Raw genomic sequence first — 17,004 nt, 5'->3', positions numbered from 1 at the left:
CTACCGGGCTGTCGTCCTGTCCTCGAGCCGGGAGACCATGTGGAGGGCCGCCTCGACCGGATCCTCGCTCGGAGGCTCATTCGAGCCGGCGCCACTCGCCTCGTTGAGAGCGTTGATCTTCTGATTCCAGTCGTCCCAACCGGCGAATTCGATGGTCTTATCGGGGCGATACTCGGGAATTGGTCGGTACGTGTTTATATTCGATGCGCCACTGCCGCGAGCCAGCAGTGGGTTCAGATACAGACCGTCGCTGGCGAGACGGGTATTCGCGGGCATGTAGCCGATGTCGAGGCCGCAACGCCGCTTGTCGGATGTATTCGCCGCCGAGGAGTGCAGAATGTTGGGATGGTGGATCGAGACATCCCCCGGCTGGAGTTCGATATCGACGATGCCGTGGCGATCGATCATTTCCTCCACCACGCGTTGGTCGCACGAGGAGAACAACAGGTTGGGCACGTCACGTCGCTCCGAGATATCCTGCAGAGGCAGGGTGTGCGTGCCCGGAATGATGCGGAGACAGCCGTTCTCGACTGTGCTGGCATCCACCGCGAGCCATACTGTCAGCGCCTGCATCGGATCGAGATTCCAATACGCACCGTCCTGATGCCACAGCACGGCGTGACCGTCGACAGGGGGTTTGCACACGTAGTGCGCCGTAAAGCAAGCAATATTCGGCCCCAACACCGCTTCGGCTATGTCGAGCAATGCAGGCTCGAGGATCATCCTGCACCAGAATGCGTCATCGCGAATCAATGGGTGATGGAGATGCTCGGGCCGCAGCTCGGGATACTTCGCCACGAGCCAATCGACATGTTCCCGTACCTCGCCGATCAGGTCGGGAGGAACCACGTTCCGCAGGATGGCGTATCCGTCGGTCTCGTACGCCAGGGCGGCCTGTTCTACCTTGTTCATCGGTTCGCTCCGTCAAGAGAAGCCAGCAGCTCGGGCAGTTCGGCGGCGACCTGCGCGGGGCTGGGACGCGTTGTGTTGTGTTCCGCCAGGTTCTCGGCCGCGGCCTGCCAGCGCGGTTCGGTGAGCAGTTCGTGCACTTGCGCGGTGACGGTCTCGAGATCTGCGATCGCTCCCCCGCCGGCCGCGGCGAGTCGTGTGGCGTTGAACCGCTGATCGACCACGGCCGGCAGGATCAACTGGGGCACCCCGGCGGCGAGTGCGGTCATGGTCGTTCCCGCGCCCCCTTGATGCACGACGGCCCGGCAGCTCGGCAGCACCACGTGCAGCGCGAGCGCATCCGCGAACCGCGCGTTATCCGGCAGCGAACCGAATCGCGGACGGGACCGGGGATCAACGGCGATCACGACCTCGACGTCCAGCTCGGCCAGCGCCTCGACCACCCCCGGCGCGAGAAACAGGTCCTCGCGATCTACTTCGGACATCAGGGTTCCCCACGTGACGCACACCCGTGGCCGGGCAGGCGGATACCGTAGCCACAGTGGGTGTTCCGCGACGCCGTTGTAGGGCACGAACCGGATGGGCCGGCGTGGCGAGCGGCCCGGCGGCAGCTGCATCGCGGGCGGGCACGGGTCCAGCACCAGGTCCGAGTCCTCGCGGAGCCGGTCGATTCCGAACCGCCGGACCAGATCTCCGGTCGCGACCGCATCCTGGACCGGAGTCATTTCGGTGAAGTCGGCTCCCCACAGGTGCTTGACCACGGGGACAGCCAATACCTGCGCGGCCACTGCCGCGGCCAGGTTGAACGGGTCGTGCACCACCAGGTCCGGCCGCCAGAACCGGCCGAATGCCACGAGATCATTCACCGCTTCCTCGGCGTAGCGCGCGACCACGCCGTCCGAAGTGATCGCTTCACTGCCTTCCGCGTGGTCGCCGCCGATTGCGCTGGCGGAAAACAACTCTGCGAAATCGAGGTCGGGGCCGACGGCGACCGCGGGCACTCCGGAGCCGGTGATGGCCGGTAACAGATTCGGCTGGCCCGCGACCCGCACCTCGTGCCCGGCGGCCAGCAAGCCCCACGCCAAGGGAACCATCGGATAATAATGGGAGCGCCATCCCCACGTGCTGATCAGTACTCGCATGTCAGCACCTCGACCACCGCAGCCGACAGCACCACTCCCGGTGCCTGCGCGAGCAACAGCACATGATCTCCCGGCCCCACCTCGCCGCTGGCGATCAGGTGTTCGAGGGCCAGGAACTGGTCGCTGGCGCCGCAGTGCCCGATGCGCCTGCCGAAGTCCCATGTCGACTTCCCCATGTCCAAGCCGAGCGAGGCCATGATCCGATGTTCGATCACCTCACCGGAGTGGGCTTCATGGGCGACCTTGGCCAGATCCTCGATCCCGATGCCGGCCTCCGAAACCGCCTTCTCCACCAATTCGCGCATGAGAACCGGCAGCTGCGTCAGTGGATGGATACCGTCCGCCCCGTTGGCGCGGGTATACCTCAAACGCGCGGTGAAGTCCTGCGCGAGACCGAGGGTGACGGTGGGCGGGAACATCGGTTCCCCGCGGCGATGTATCTCCTCGCCCTCGGGCACACCGAGCGTGCACACCGAAAGTACCCGCGCGATACCACGTTCGGTCGACAGTGCGACGGCGACGGCGGCATCTCCGGCGATCACGCCCGGGTTGATCCGCCACCGGTCGATCAGCGGCGTGCCGTAGTTGTCGGCTGCCACCAGCAGGGCGCTGTGCCGTGCCGGCTCGGCGCGCAGGTAGCAGCAGGCCAGTTCGAGCGCGTCGAACATGCCGGCGCACCCTTGATGGACCGCCATAGCGGGCACTGCGCCGCCGACGAGATGTCGTCGCAGATACGACTGGGGCAGCCAGCCGTCCGGCCCCTGGTGCCACGTATTGGTGTAGAGCAGAAGGGCGAGTTCGGTCGGCTCCAGGTCGGCACGCTTCACAGCCGCCTGAGCCGCTTCCAGTGCCATATCCGGCGCAGGGCGGTCACCCGCGATCGCCACGCCCAGGTACCCGTGCGCCTCGGCTTCCACAGCGGGATAGAGGCCGTCCGCGACTGCGCGTTCCACCGTCATGGTGGGCGGAACGACCGAGCCGACTCCCGCGATGTAGACGTCCGCGATTCGCATAACAATTCTCCAATTCTCGAAAGGGTCCCGGACCTAGACGGCCGGCACGACCGCATCGGATCGCGGATTCGCCTCGCGCGCAGACGAAGACAACAGCTCTGCCACATGCTCCGCGATGGCGACCACGGTCGGCGTGTGCCAGAGCAACGTGGCCGGAAGCCGGCACTCGAACCGCTTCTCCAAGCGCCGGCGCACCATGACGGTCAGAATCGAATCCAGCCCCTGCTCCGCGAGCGACCGTGTGGGAGAAAGGTCGGCGGGGGCCAGCCGCATCTCCTTGGCGATATGTGCCCGAACCTCCGCGGTGAGCTTGTCCAGCAACTCCTTCGGATCGAGTGTGGCCAGCTCGTCCGCCTCTTCCGCGGAGTCGGCCGGATCCTCTTGCAAGGCAACAAGTTCGGTCAGCACTGACAGCCCGCGTTCCAGCAATTCCGGACTGGCGCTCCGGAACACCAGGCAGGCGCCGAGCCCTCGTCCATCGGCAGCATCCCAGGCCGCTACCGCGTCAGCCGGGCCGATTTCCTGGTCGGCCAGGACGCCCACGCTCAACGCACGCTCGCCCTGCCCGGCGCGGTGCACCGCGAGAGCGTCGACCAGGGCGCATGCGGCGCCGTCCGCCGGTAGCGCGGGCACACCGAGCGCTTGCTCACCCGACGTGAAGAAGGTGAGAAAGTCCAGGGTCTCAACGGGGAAAAGCTCATGGAGCAACCACGGGCCGTAGGCGCGCGACCGCAAGGCCGGCACCTCCTGCGCATCGCGGTCGGTGATCGGCGGTTCGCCGGCGGGCGCTGTGACACAGACGATTCCACGGATGGCCGGCAACCCGTACCAGTCAGGATCTGCGAGCTCGGCAACCTGGGCCGGATCGGCGATGTCCAGATCGACGACACGGACCGTGACACCCCGGGCTTCCAGTGCGCGCACACCGTCGACCTGGCTTCGCACCCGTTCATCGACAGCGGACTCCCACTGCGCACGCGCGGGGAACTGCTCGGGCATCGCGAACAGAATTCGCCTCGCGCCCAACTCGACCAGTCGATCGGCCGCTGCCAGGCCGAGCGGAGTCGGCCCGCCGACGACCAGGTAGGTGGCCTCGGGACGACACCGCGCGGGCGGGTCGGCGGGCTGAGCAACCACGCCCGCCACCCTGGGCACGTGCGGCTGTCCCTGCCGCACCGCGACCACGGCCTCGTCGAGCGCCGAACCGATCAGGTCGAGCACGATTCTCGCGGTGCCCGACGGCTCGGCGGCAGCGAGTCCGTCCAGGTCGATCAAGCCTCCCCGCAACCCCCGGCCCGTGCCCGTAACCGTCCGGCTGAACCCGGCTGCCACCGCACCCGCCGGAGCGAACTCGGGCTCGGCAACTCCTCCCGTCCGCACGGCGCCGGTGGTGAGACACCACAGCCGAGCCGAGGAGGTCTCGGCCAGCCGCTGAGTGGCACCGACGAGCGAACTGAGCTGTGCCTCGGCGGCATCCCAGGTCGCCGCCACCGGAAGTATCAGCAGAACGTCCGTTTCGGCGAGGTCGCCCGCCTGGTCGAGGTCGGCGACCAGACGAGCGGTCCGCCCCACCGCGTCCGCCCGCGCGATCACGTGGTCGGTCATCGTGTCTCGACGGCCCACGAGGAGCAGCGGTCGGTCCGAGCGCGAACCATCCGCGTGATCCCATGGGCGCCATACGAGTTCGTGCACGAGCGCCCGCTTGTCGGAGACGCCGGCGTGCTCGGCGCCGATGACCGCGTACCGCAGGCCGGTGATCCTGGCCGACACCGTGTCATCGGGCCCGATGACGGTGACGTCCACCGCATCCGGGCGGTCCGCCCGTACCGCGATGTCGATCACGGCGGACTTCGGTGGCTCGCCCAGCACGGCGATCTCGTCCGCCTCGACGACCATGCGAAGCACCGGCGCACCCGGGTAGGCGACGGGCGCCAGGCTCATCACCGCATCCAGCAGGGGCGCCCAGGTGGACAGATCTTCCCGTTCGAAGGTCACCGTGCCGCGCAACGCACCACGGCCGCGCAGGAGTTCCACGACCGTCCAGTCGAAACCGGTCGATGGGACACCGACCGCACTGAGCCGATCGTGCACCATGGTGACCGGAACCTTTTCCAGCGAGACGGCAGGCAGCGGCCCGCTCGACAGCTCACCGGATGGTGCTGCGGCCGTCGCCTCGACATGCGTCACCCAGCCATGCCGCGGGTCGGCATTCTCGGCGCGGGAGGCCAACCGGACGGAGTCTCCGTCCAGCACCACCTGAATATGCCTGTGCTCGGCGGTCATCAGTGGGCTGTGCATCGCGATCCCCCGCAGTGCGGGTGGGGGCGAGTCCGGCGCGGCAGCCTCGAAGAAGGAGCTGAGAAACACCGCGGCGGGCACGATCTCGACACCGTTGATGCTGTGGCTTCCGGGGTACGGGCGGGTGCTGTCGTCGAGGCTGCTCTGCCACACCCGGATCGGACTGCCCACGACGGTCGTCTCCGCGCCCAGCAGAGTGCGGCTGTCCGGGTCGTGCTGCGCGGCCGTGCCGACGCTGAGCTGCGGGCGCCACCACAGGGACCGGTGTCGCCACGGGTTCACCGGGGCCTCTATCAGGGTGCCGGTCGGATACAACCGGGACCAGTCGATCGGGAAACCGTGGCAGTGCAGCGCGCCCAGGGTGGAAAGCAGTCGCTGCCGTTCGGACCGGTCGCGTCGCAGCGTGCCATCGACGAAAGCGCATTCGGTCCCGAGCTCGGACAACGTTTCACTGATCGAATGCGTCACCACCGGGTGCGGCGAGATTTCCAGGAACGCGCGGTACCCGTCGCCGGCCGCCGCGGTCACCGCGTCGACAAGTCGCACCGGATTCCGCAGGTTGGCGGCCCAGTACGCACCGTCGAAGAGCGGGACGCTTCGTGAATCGGGTAATGCGGTGGTATAGAACGGTATTCGCGGCGACGCGGGACGTAACTCGGATACCGCCTCGGCCAGTTCGGCCGCAAGTGGGTCCATCCGCGGGCTGTGAAACGCCACGTCCGAGGCCACCCGCCGGATCACCACGCCCTGCGCCCGCCACTCCTCCAGCACGACATCGAGCGCGTCCGGGTCACCCGAGACCACAGTGGAGGTGGGCGAGGAGTGGATCGCGGCGCACAGCCCCGGGCGGTCGGTCAGACGGCTCTCGACCTCGGCGAAGGGCAGGCCGACCATGGCCATCGAGCCCGACCCCGCCTCCCGGCGCAAGAGCGTGGAGCGACGGCAACTCAACCGGGCTCCGGCCGTCAGGTCGAGCGCACCTGCGGCCACCGCGGCGGCGATCTCACCGACCGAATGCCCGATCACCGCGGCCGGGGTGACCCCGTAACTTCGCAATACCTCGGCCAGGCCGACCTGCATCGCGAAGATCATCGCTTGAATCCGGCTCACGTCATCGAGGTCGCCGCTCGCCAGGGCCTCCCGCGGTGTGAAACCGATCTCCTCGGCGAACACCGGCGCCAATTCGTCCAGCACCGCCGCGAAGGCGGGCTCGGTGGCCAGCAGCTCTCGGCCCATTCCGGCCCACTGCGAGCCGTGTCCCGAAAACACCCACACCAGACCGTCGTCGCGGCCCGGAAGAGGCACGCCGGTCGCCGCGTCGTCCACCGGCTCGTCCTTGGCGAGGGCGCCCAGCTTCTCGATCAAATCCGCCTCGCCCGAGGCGATTACGGCCGCGCGATGCTCGAGGTGGGATCGCCGAATCGCCAGGGTGTGTGCGAGCGAGTCGAGCGGGATCTCCCCCGGCCGCATCGACAACCAGCCCGCTAGATCGTCGGCTCGACGGCGCAACGCCTCCTCGGAGGCGGCGGACAGGACGAACATCCGGCGGCCCGGGGACTCGGATGATCGCGGCGGCAACGACTCGGTCGGGGCCTGTTCGAGGACGATGTGCGCGATGGTGCCGCCGTAACCGAATCCGGACACGCTCGCCCGACGCGGCTGCGCGGCCTCCGGCCACGCCATGTGTGCTGTCGCAATCCGTAAACCGTTGTCCTGCCATGGAATTGCGGGGTTCGGCACGGAAACCAATGGGCTGGCGGGGATTTCGGCATGCCAGAGGGCGAGCACGGCCTTGATGACGCTGGCCACGCCCGCGGCCCCCTCCAGGTGGCCGATGTTGGTCTTCACCGAGCCGATGAAGCAGCCGTCGTCGGCACGGTCGACGCCGTACACGGCGCTGAGTGCGGCCGCCTCCTGCGGGTCGCCCAGCAGAGTTCCGGTTCCGTGCGCCTCGACGAACCCGACGGTCCGCGGATCGACACCGGCGTTCCGGCACGCCAGTGCCATCACGTCTTCCTGCGCGGCGCGGTTGGGCGCCATGATGCCGTTGGTGTATCCGTCCTGGCTCACCGCGCTACCACGGACGACCGCCAGCACTCGGTCGCCGTCGCGCTGGGCGTCGGCCAGCAATTTGAGCACGACCACCCCGCAGCCTTCGCCGCGCCCATAGCCGTCGGCAGTGGCGTCGAACGCCTTGGAGCGTCCGTCGGAGGCGAGCGCGCCGGCGAGATCCAGGGTGATGGTTTCTCCCGGGGAGAGCAGCAGATTCACCCCCGCCACGAGCGCGAGACCGCTTTCCGACGAGCGCAGACTCTGGCACGCCAGATGCAGTGCGACCAGGGACGCCGAGCACGCCGTGTCGACAGCGAGGCTCGGCCCACGCAGGTCCAGCGCGTGCGATATCCGGTTGGCCACCGCACACCGAGCCGCACCGATGCCGGTCCAGGCGTCCATGTGGACCACATCCTCCAGCAACCGGCGGCGGTAGTCGTCGGTACACGCACCGACGAACACGCTGGTGTCGCTGCCGGCGAGGGAACGTGGCGGAATACCGGCGTGTTCCAACGCCTCCCAGGCCACCTCGAGCAGAATTCGCTGCTGCGGGTCCATCAGCTCGGCCTCGCGCGGCGACACCCCGAAGAAGTCCGCGTCGAATCCGTCGATCCCACTCAGGAAACTGCCCCGGCGCACGGTGCTCCGCAGTACCGAGGCGTGCCGCGCGCCGAGCTCCGCATAAGAGCGCCAGCGATCCTCCGGAATGTCGGACGTGGTGTTGCCGCCACTACGCAGCAACTCCCAAAAAGCGACCGGATTATCGGCATCCCCCGGCAGTCGACAGCCGATCCCGACCACAGCAATCGGCACCGCGCTCGATTCGGTAGCAGTGAACGATCCGTGCATATTCAGCCCTTCCGACATCGGCGGCAGAAAATCTCATCGGTCCATCCGACCGGCAACTCGGCAGACGGATTACATAACTCGATGGGCCATAACTCCATGGCACATACCATGTGTTGATGTAATATATCTTCCCAGAGGTGGCCGGTCAAGGCTTAGCGGCCAATCATGTTGGGGGTTAGCGGATTTCGGCTGAGCGGCGCGAGAGACGTTCGCAGTCCGGGGAATCCGCCAGCCGCAGGAAGGATCTGGAGTGGCTGACATGCTGGGAAGATCGAGTGGCGTTGCGGCGCGGGAGCCCGACGACCGGTACACCCTGGACGTACCCGGAGCGCGCCTGAGCTACCACGTGCGCGGCAGCGGCCCCCTACTGCTGCTGATCCCGGGCGGGCCGGCGGGCACGTCGGTCTACGACGACATCGCGCCGGTGCTCGCCGAGCACTACACGGTGCTCACCTACGACCCGCGCGGCCTGTCCGCGTCCACTGTCGAGGATCCGCGGCGGGACATCACGGTCGAGACGCAGGCCGACGACGCACACCGGCTGTTACGCGCGCTGACCGGCGAGCCCGCGTACGTGTTCGCCAGCAGCGGAGGGTCCAACACCGGCCTGGCACTGGCGGCGACGCACCCCGAGCAGGTGCACACACTGATCGTGCACGAGCCGCCGATCACCGAACTGCTGCCCGACCCCGAGGCGCAGCGCGCGCACAACGCCGACATCTACCGGACCGCGCACACCATCGGCATCAGTGCGGCAGTGCGAAAGTTCCTGCCGGACGCCGGTTTCAACGTCCCCGACGATCCGGACCCGGCGGCGTCGGTCGCGATCGCCGCGATGCGGGAGCACTTCGAGGCCTTCTTCGGCTCGGCAAACCTGGAGGTCTTCTTCGGCCCGATGTGGCACTCGCTCGCCGGATACACACCGGATCTCGACGCGCTGCGCGCCATACCGGCGCGGGTCGTGATCGGGATCGGCACCACGTCGGAAGGCCAGTTCGCCTACCGGACGGCGGTACTGCTCGCCGAGCGACTGGGCCTGCGGCCCGTGGTGTTCCCCGGTGATCACGGCGGAATGTTCGGCGCGCCATGGGAATTCACTGAACGGTTGCTGGACGTGCTCGCCGGGCAGACGGACGAGCACCGCGAGCCGCGGCGGTCCACAGATGTCCGGCTCGTGGGCCGCGAATCACGGGCCGGGTAGCCGCTGGATCAATTCGATCATCGGGGCCGGCAGGCGTCGGGCAGCAGCGCTAGGCTTCTCCGGCAGTGTCGATCTCGAAGGTGTTGAGGAAGTTGCAGACGAGTTGGTAGAAGCCGACGGTGAGAACGAAATCGGCGAACCCGGTCACCGACAACATCTCCACGGCGTGATCGCGGTCGGCGCCGTCGAGCGTGTGTTCCGCGAGCAGCCGGTCCGTCCAACGGATCACGGCCACCTCCCGCTCCGACAGCCCGCAGGTGACGCCGGTGCCCGCGGCCTCGATCGCGGTGTCCCCCAGTCCGACCGCACGCGCGAAACGCTCGTGGTGGTGCAGTTCGTAACGGGATCCGTAGGCGTGCCCGACGCGCAGGATGGCCAACTCCCGCAGCGCCATCGGCATCGAATTCGTCTGCAGCATCGCATCGGCCATCGAAAGGAAGCTCACGGCCATTCCCCTCGAATGCGCGACCATTCGATACACGTTGGCCTGGTGGGTGGCCAGGGCCTTGCGCAGATCCTCGGGCAGGGTGGCGGTGTCGGGGTATTCGAGGGCGGGCATCGTTGTCGTTCCCTTCGTGCTCAGCGGAGTTTGTCGACTTCGCCGCGGATGGGGTCGCTGCCGTCCCAGTCGGCCGCGACCTCTCGGATGTATTGGAAGAAAAGGCCTTTGGGGCCGCTGATGTCGGATATTTCGATGACGTGCCCGAAAGTCTGCTCGGTGTCGAGGTAGGCGAAGCGACCGAGCTCGCCTCCGATGGATCCCTCGTGGCCGACCTCGTATCCGAGGCCGATCGCCCTGTCGTACAAGGCCTGGTAGTCCTCGGTCCAATACGCGATGTGCTGCAGGCCTTCCCGGCCGGAGTCGAGGAATTCCTTGTACAGCGACGGGGCGTCGTCGCGGGGCTGGATCAACTCGATCTGCATGTCGCCCGAATTAGCAAGGGCCACACCGAACTTCGCGGGCGAGTCGACACCTCGATATCGAAAGAAGTCGGTCTGTACCTCGTGAACATAGAACCACGGGCCGATGCCCTGATTTATCCACCGGCTCATTTCGGTGTCGATATCGCGGACGACATAGCCCATTTGGGCGATCTTCCCGAAGATGCGGCTCATCGATTCGATTCCTTCTCTGTGCGAATGATTCCCGGCGAACCCGGTGATTCACCGATCGGTGCGGACGCCCAGCTGAGCACGGCGCAGCAGCTCCGGGTCGTGGGCGTTGACCAGCAGTAGCTCCGATGCCTGCGCCGCCTGCAGTTCGGCGAGACGTTCGTGATTGGCTCGGACCCGCGGCATGTCGTGGGCGACAAGCCTCTCCATCGCGGTCAGGGTGCGGGGCACATGCCCGGTCCCGTCGATCTGACCGTGGTGATAGAAGGCATCGCCCGCGTGCACGATCCACCGCTCGCCGGTGTCGACGGCGACAGCGGCGTGTCCACGACTGTGACCCGGCAGCGAGATCATGACCACGCCCGGTGCGATTCCGGAGAGCTCCTCGGCCGCGGCGAAGCCGCGCCAGGCCTCTCCGGCGCCTGGCGTGTGCCGCACGTACACCGGGCCGTGGTCTCGCTGCGAGGCCAGGTAGCGGTTCCTCTCCACCAGACTCCGCGGATGCAGTGCCGCATCTGCCTCGTCGTCCGTGAGATGGATTCTGGCCCAGGGAAAGTCCGCCAGGCCGCCGACATGGTCCGCATCGAAGTGAGTAAGCACGATATCGCGCACATCGCGCGGGTCGAACCCCAGGCGCTCGACCTGCCGGACGGCGGCCTCGTTCTCATCGAATCGCGGGCGGACGTAGAAGCGAGCGGGCCCGAACCGGGCTCCGGGGTCGGCGGCGTCGCGCAGACCCAGCCCGCTGTCGACGAGAGCCAGGCCGCGGCCCGTTTCGAGCAGCAGGACGTGGCAGACCAGGCCTCCGGGGGTGCGCGGTGGGCGCATGGTGCCGCAGTTGAGGTGGTGGACCTTCATCGGATCGCACCGGCGTGGGCGTCGGCGAAGGACAGGACCAGCTTGCCGGTGGCCGCGTTCTCGCGCAGACGGCGGGCGGCGTCGCCGGCGTCCCACACCGGGTGGACACTGTCCAGCCGCGGCGAGATCGTTCCCTCGGCCACGGCGGGCAGGACGCGATCGGCAAGGGCCGCAACGACATCGCCCAGCTCGTCGGGTGTGCGGACGCTGAAGGTGGTGCCGAGCAGTCGTTGCCGCCGAAATGCGATGGCGTCGAGATCGAGTTCTGTTGTCGCACCGGCAAGTCGGCCGATGCTGAGGATCGTGCCCCCGACGGCGGTGGCGGCGGGCAGCCGGGCGAAGAGTTCTCCGCCGATGTGATCGAGGGTGATGCGGGCGCCCTTGCCGTCGGTGGCGGCGAGCACGGCCGCCGGAACATCCTCGCGGGAGGTGTCGATCGCGACGTCGGCTCCCGCCTCCCACAGGGCCCGGCGCTTGCTGTCATTGGTGGTCGTGGCGATGACCGTGCCGGCGCCCAGGGCCTTCGCGAGCTGAATGCCGATCAGACCGATCGAACTGGTGCCGCCGACGATGAGAACCGCATCACCGGAATCGAATCCGGCCTGGGTGACCAACGCGTCGTGCTCGGTGATCAGCCCGACAGGCAGGGTGGCAGCGGCCTCGAAATCCATGCCCTCGGGAATCGGAACGACCAGGCGCGGATGGCACAGCGCGTAGTCGGCGAAGGCGCCGATGGTGATCCCCATGACCCGGGTACCGACCGGCAGATGGGGCGCGAGCGGGCTGGGCTGATCGACCACGCCCGCCAATTCCATGCCGGCGACGAAGGGGCCCGTTCCCTGCGAGTTCGCGGTGTAGCTGCCCTCCAGGGCGTAGAGGTCGGCGCGATTGAGACCGGCCGCCATGACCCGAACGCGCAGGGCGCCGGGCTGTTCGGGAACCTCGCGGTCTTCGAGGATCCAGTCGGCTCCCTTCCCACCGATGAGTGCACGCATGTGTTCCTCCTGAAATTCGTCGTATCGAGGGTCAGTCGCCGGACGCGGATCCGTGGGTGATGTGGCCGTGACTGAACGTCGGGTGCGTACCCGGGTTGGTCCACATGCCGGTGAGCTCGCTGGACGGGAAGAACTGCAGAAATCGCGAGTCGGCCTGGCTGCGGTCGGCAAGAGTCTTCTCGAGGACGATCGAGTTGTACTGATCGGCTGTGGTCTCGATCGTGTTGGCGTTGAGGACGACCTCCTGGTCCCACTGCCGGGCCCAGCGCGCCAGCCCCGGCAGCCGGGAGTGCTCTGGTGTCAACGCCTCCGCCGCGATCACGTTCTCACTGCTCACCCAGATTCCCGTCGAGGTGTTCAGCACCAGGCTCTGATTGCCGAACACGTGGCCCGGCGTCTTCACCACGGCGACACCGGGGCCCAGCAGCACCGAGCCCTCGATGGGCGCGAATGCCTCGGCGGGCACATCGTGGTAGGTCGCGGGTTGATACCACGGCTTCTGCAGGGGATGCAGCTCTGCCATTCCCGCCAATTCATCCTGCTGCACAATCACTTTCGCGTTGGGAAAGATCGCGGACGGCGTGGCGTCGAGGTCGTCCTGATGCGCGGTGGCGCCGATCCAGCGGCGCAGGTCCTGGGTGTGGAGGTGGTCGAACATCAGGTAGTCGACCTCCTCCCGCCCGATTCCCAAGCGCGCCAGATGGTTCAGGACCGTGCCGTGCTCGCGGACCATGCGCCGTTCGATCAGGTCCGGGGTGTGCCGGGAGAGATTGTCGAAATACGGTGTGTAGCGGCCGAGTTCGACATCGGAGGGCTCGAACAGCAGGGTGCGGCGGCGGCCGCCAGAGTCGCGCCAGCGGATCACGAGCATCCGGTTGGTGATCGACAGGAAGGGCGCGATCGCCCTCGACGCCCGGAACAGGCCGAACCGCGTCGGATACGGCAGCGTCACCAGATCGCAGGTGACGACGCTGTCCGGCGTGCCCGTGGCGGGGAATTCACGGCGAAACGCGAGCGCCTGTTCGCGTACGACGCGCAGGCGGGCGCCGGGGCCGCCCTCGCCCCGAGCCGGATCGGTGAGGGCGTCGATGTGGTCTCCGACGGTCGGCAGATCTGCGACGTCGGATGTGCCCCAGGGGAAACGCATGTCGGACTCCAATATCCACAGCGTGGGTTTCTTGTTCGCCCTCACTATACCCACAGTGTGGATTTAATCAAGGGGGTAGTGCAGAATGGCCGCATGCCAACTCACGCTTCCCCGACTCGTCGCGGACGACCGCCGAAAGGCGCTGGTCAGCTTTCCCGGGCGACGATCGTGGCGGCGACCCTCGAGGTCATCGACCGCGAGGGCGTCGACGCCGTGGGCATGCGGGCGGTCGCCCGGGTGCTAGGGGTCGATGCCAAGAGCCTGTACAACCACGTCGAGGGCAAGGACGGGCTGCTCGACGCGGTCGCCGAACACATCCTGGGCTCCATCGAGTTCCCTTCGCGCCGCGGCGATCTCCGCGGCGACCTGCGCGCCATCGCCGATGCGTTCCGCGCTCGCGCCCTGGAGCATCCCGCGGCGTCGGCATTGATCCTCACGCGGCAACTGGCATCGGTGGAGGGTCTGGCGCCGATCCAGTCCGTCCTCGAGATTCTGCGCGCCGCCGGTTGTCCCGCCGAACAGGCGGTTCATCTCTTGCGAACGCTGCTGGCCGCCCTCATCGGCACCCTTCTCCGCGAGGTCAACGCGGGCCCCACCTATGGCACCAGAGACATCGCCGGCATCGCCGCGCGCCGCGCGGCACTCGAACAGTCGGGGCTGCCCGCCGTCGTCGAGGCCGCCGCGCACCTCGCCAGGTTCGACAGCCAGGCGGAATTCGACTTCACAATGGACTTCGCGATCGATGCGGTCCTCGCCCGTATCGGCCAGGTCGAATAGTCCGTCGGCGCTACTCCGGCACGTACGGCTCGCCATCCGCGCGGGGCGGGCGGACCTGGCCGACGGCGCCCGCCACGGCGATGACCGTCAGCAGGTAGGGAGTCATCTGCAGGACCTCGGTGGGTATGGGTGTCGCCAGTACCTGGAGCTGGCCCTGAAGGGCCTTGGTGAATCCGAAAAACAATGCGGCGCAGGTTGATCCGATGGGGTGCCAGCGGCCCATGATTACCGCGGCCAGGGCGATGAACCCGTTTCCGGCGGCCATTTCCTTGGTGAATCCACCGGTCGAGCCGATGGTGAAGTAGGCGCCGCCCAGGCCCGCCACCGCCCCGCCGAGCAGTACCGCCTGGTAGCGGATTCGAACGACGCCGATCCCGACGGTGGCCGCCGCGCGGGGATGTTCGCCGACCGCCCGCACGCGCAGGCCCCACCGGGTGCGGTAGAGCGCGACGGTGATCACCGCGACGAGCACCACCATCGCGTACACCAGCGCGGTCTGATCGAAGATCGTCGGGCCCAGCACGGGAATCGACGAGAGCACCGGCACCGCGATCGGCTGCAGCGTGCCGGGATTGTTGAACCGCGCCGAGCCGTTGGCCAGGGCCGTCAGCTGATCGAACAGGTATCCGGTGATGCCGGTGGCGAAGACGACCAGCACCACGCCGAGCACGATCTGGTTGACCAGATAGCGAATCGAGAACACCGCCAGCAGCCACGCGATGAACACACCGGCGACGATCGCCGCCAGCGCACCGACGACGAAACTGCCACTGACCGTGGCGACGACGGCCGCGGCAAGGGCGCCGGAAAGCAGTTGCCCCTCGATGGCGATATTGATGACGCCCGCGCGTTCGCACAGCACGCCCGCGAGCGCACCCAGAATCAGCGGCGTCGACAGTGCCAGGGTGCCCTGAATCTGATTGGTGAGCGGGAAGGTCTTCCCCGCCGCGGCCCAGCAGATGAACGTCACCACGAACGCGATGCCGAATACGGCGAATAGCGCCCCCGCCCACCGGCCCAGACCGCGCCAGAGGTGGACGGCGGCGATGAACAGTGCGACCACCGCCAGCACCCACGCGGTCGGGGCCGCGGGCAGCCGGATCGGCGACGGGCCCGACGACCCGGGCGTGGCCAATCCGAAGGCGACGTCACCGGATCCGGTGATCGCCGCGAGCACGACCGCTATCACCGCGAGCACCGCCAGTAGCACGCCCAGCCGTATTCTGCGGCGGCGCAATTCCGGGGATTCCAGCCCCCGCGCGGTCCCGCCAGCCCCTCCGCCCGGGCCGATCTCGGTGCTCGTGTACGCGCTGGCCGTCGTCCCTGTACTCAAACCTGTTGCGCTCGCGGCAGTCCCCGCACGTTCGTCCTGCGCGATCGCAGCCGTCCCCGCACGTTCGTCCTCCTCGGGTGAGGCGGCCCCCGCGCCCACCGTCGGCCGATTCTCCCCCTCATTCGCACCCTTCGGTCGCCGGGCGCCTTCCCCGCCGCCGATATCCGCCGCCATCAGCTCCACCCCTTCGCGAGTACGGCCTCGGCGCCCTCGGCGCGAATCCGGAAGACGGTGCGCACCAACGCCGGTGCCGCGACCAGCACGACTATCACCGCTTGCAGCACGGTCACCAGTGTCAGGGGCGTGCCGGTCGCGGCCTGCATCTCGTTGCCGCCCGCATCGAGCGCACCGAAAAGCAATGCCGCACAGACGGTTCCGATCGGGCTGCCGCGCCCGAGCAGCGCCACGGTGATACCGTCGAAGCCGAACGAGCCCGCGATCCCGTTGGTCAGTGGCAGATCGGTGCCCAGCACCTGCTGGGCGCCCGCCAGACCGGCCAGCGCGCCCGCGAGCAGCATCGCCAGTATGTAGGCGCGGCCGACGCCGATTCCCGCGGTGCGCGCGGCGTCCGGATTCGCGCCGACCGCCCGGAGCCGGAAGCCCAGCGTCGAGCGGGAAAGCAACCACCACACCAGGATTGCCGCCAGTATCGCGACGGCCAGACCCAGGTGCAGCCGAGTGCCGCCGAATCGGGGCAGTTGCGCGCTCGGGTCGACCACCGGGCTGATCGGCTCGTTGCGGCCCGGGCGCTGCAATGGTTTCGTGGTCAGCAGCCAGGTGAGGGCGTACAGGGCAACATAATTGCCCATGATGGTGGAGATGACCTCGTGAGCTCCGGTGCGAGCCTTGAGAATTCCGGCGAGCCCGCCCCACACCGCGCCACCGGCCAGCCCCGCCGCGATGGCGACCACCACGTGGATCACCGGCGGCAGATGCACCGCGAATCCCACCCAGCCCGCGGCCAGCGCACCCGCGATGAGCTGGCCCTGCGCGCCGATATTGAACAGCCCGGTGCGGAAAGCCAGCGTCACCGACAGACCCGTGCAGATCAGCGGCGTCGCCGCGACCAGTGTTTCGGCGAGCTGCTGCCAGCCGCCGAAGGCGCCCAGGAACAGCGCCTTGTAGGTGTCGCGCACCGCCGCCCAAGCCGCGGTCACCGAATCCAGCGGGCGGGCAGCGAAATACCCGAGGTCCGCGGTCACGGTCGGACTGCTGACAATGATAAGCACCGCGCCCACGACGAGGGCCAGCACCACCGCCAGCGCGCTGACCGCCAACTCCCGCAGCCATTTCCGGTTCAGCATCGCCTGCCTCCGC

General features: G+C 68.0%; 13 protein-coding genes. 2 read left to right on the top strand and 11 right to left on the bottom strand.

From position 1 onward, the window contains the following. Genes KO481_RS11725 through KO481_RS11710 form a run of 4 tightly spaced genes read right to left on the bottom strand, consistent with a single transcriptional unit; the run spans window position 1 to window position 8,281 of the window. The gene (locus tag KO481_RS11725) at window positions 1–912 is read right to left on the bottom strand and encodes a phytanoyl-CoA dioxygenase family protein (protein WP_245400749.1); all 912 of its coding nucleotides are present in this window, start codon (window positions 910–912) and stop codon (window positions 1–3) included. Next, a complete protein-coding gene (locus KO481_RS11720; protein WP_215917067.1) occupies window positions 909–2,051 on the bottom strand; it encodes a nucleotide disphospho-sugar-binding domain-containing protein in 1,143 nt (380 codons plus the stop codon). Before KO481_RS11720 ends, KO481_RS11725 begins: the two co-directional genes overlap by 4 nt. After that, window positions 2,039–3,064 carry a ketoacyl-ACP synthase III family protein gene (locus tag KO481_RS11715; protein ID WP_215917066.1) on the bottom strand — a complete coding sequence of 342 codons (1,026 nt, stop codon included), beginning with the start codon at window positions 3,062–3,064 and terminating at the stop codon, window positions 2,039–2,041. Before KO481_RS11715 ends, KO481_RS11720 begins: the two co-directional genes overlap by 13 nt. Before the next feature lie 33 nt (window positions 3,065–3,097). Continuing rightward, window positions 3,098–8,281: a type I polyketide synthase gene (locus KO481_RS11710; RefSeq protein ID WP_215917065.1), complete on the bottom strand. Its 5,184-nt coding sequence runs from the start codon at window positions 8,279–8,281 to the stop codon at window positions 3,098–3,100. Between the two features lie 241 nt (window positions 8,282–8,522). On the opposite strand from KO481_RS11710, the gene KO481_RS11705 reads away from it, so the two are divergent. Further along, entirely contained in the window at window positions 8,523–9,464 is a 942-nt protein-coding gene (locus tag KO481_RS11705) for an alpha/beta fold hydrolase (protein ID WP_245400840.1), read from the top strand. Window positions 9,465–9,513: 49 nt separating this feature from the next. Here KO481_RS11705 and KO481_RS11700 read toward each other — a convergent pair whose 3' ends face one another. The 5 genes from KO481_RS11700 to KO481_RS11680 are packed head-to-tail and all read right to left on the bottom strand — an operon-like array spanning window position 9,514 to window position 13,577. Next, entirely contained in the window at window positions 9,514–10,023 is a 510-nt protein-coding gene (locus tag KO481_RS11700) for a carboxymuconolactone decarboxylase family protein (RefSeq protein ID WP_215917063.1), read from the bottom strand. A 20-nt stretch (window positions 10,024–10,043) separates the two neighbouring features. Next, window positions 10,044–10,580: a VOC family protein gene (locus tag KO481_RS11695; protein ID WP_215917062.1), complete on the bottom strand. Its 537-nt coding sequence runs from the start codon at window positions 10,578–10,580 to the stop codon at window positions 10,044–10,046. A 48-nt stretch (window positions 10,581–10,628) separates the two neighbouring features. Then, window positions 10,629–11,435, bottom strand: coding sequence for an MBL fold metallo-hydrolase (locus tag KO481_RS11690; RefSeq protein WP_215917061.1), 807 nt, complete (start codon window positions 11,433–11,435; stop codon window positions 10,629–10,631). After that, window positions 11,432–12,430, bottom strand: a complete 999-nt coding sequence (locus tag KO481_RS11685; RefSeq protein ID WP_215917060.1) for a quinone oxidoreductase family protein — start codon at window positions 12,428–12,430, stop codon at window positions 11,432–11,434. Before KO481_RS11685 ends, KO481_RS11690 begins: the two co-directional genes overlap by 4 nt. Before the next feature lie 31 nt (window positions 12,431–12,461). After that, window positions 12,462–13,577, bottom strand: coding sequence for an MBL fold metallo-hydrolase (locus tag KO481_RS11680; protein ID WP_215917059.1), 1,116 nt, complete (start codon window positions 13,575–13,577; stop codon window positions 12,462–12,464). A 93-nt stretch (window positions 13,578–13,670) separates the two neighbouring features. Between KO481_RS11680 and KO481_RS11675 the strand changes: the two genes are divergently transcribed. Next, the gene (locus KO481_RS11675; RefSeq protein WP_215917058.1) at window positions 13,671–14,354 is read left to right on the top strand and encodes a TetR/AcrR family transcriptional regulator; all 684 of its coding nucleotides are present in this window, start codon (window positions 13,671–13,673) and stop codon (window positions 14,352–14,354) included. Window positions 14,355–14,364: 10 nt separating this feature from the next. Here KO481_RS11675 and KO481_RS11670 read toward each other — a convergent pair whose 3' ends face one another. Both KO481_RS11670 and KO481_RS11665 read right to left on the bottom strand, forming a co-directional pair. Next, window positions 14,365–15,861 carry an ABC transporter permease gene (locus KO481_RS11670; protein WP_245400748.1) on the bottom strand — a complete coding sequence of 499 codons (1,497 nt, stop codon included), beginning with the start codon at window positions 15,859–15,861 and terminating at the stop codon, window positions 14,365–14,367. Beyond that, a complete protein-coding gene (locus KO481_RS11665; RefSeq protein ID WP_215917057.1) occupies window positions 15,861–16,991 on the bottom strand; it encodes an ABC transporter permease in 1,131 nt (376 codons plus the stop codon). Before KO481_RS11665 ends, KO481_RS11670 begins: the two co-directional genes overlap by 1 nt. Between the last annotated feature and the right edge of the window lie 13 nt (window positions 16,992–17,004).

It is taken from the genome of Nocardia albiluteola, assembly GCF_018860155.1.
Taxonomy (GTDB): Bacteria; Actinomycetota; Actinomycetes; order Mycobacteriales; family Mycobacteriaceae; genus Nocardia; species Nocardia albiluteola.
Note: the sequence above shows the minus strand (reverse complement) of the source record. Positions and strands in the feature narration are given on the sequence as shown.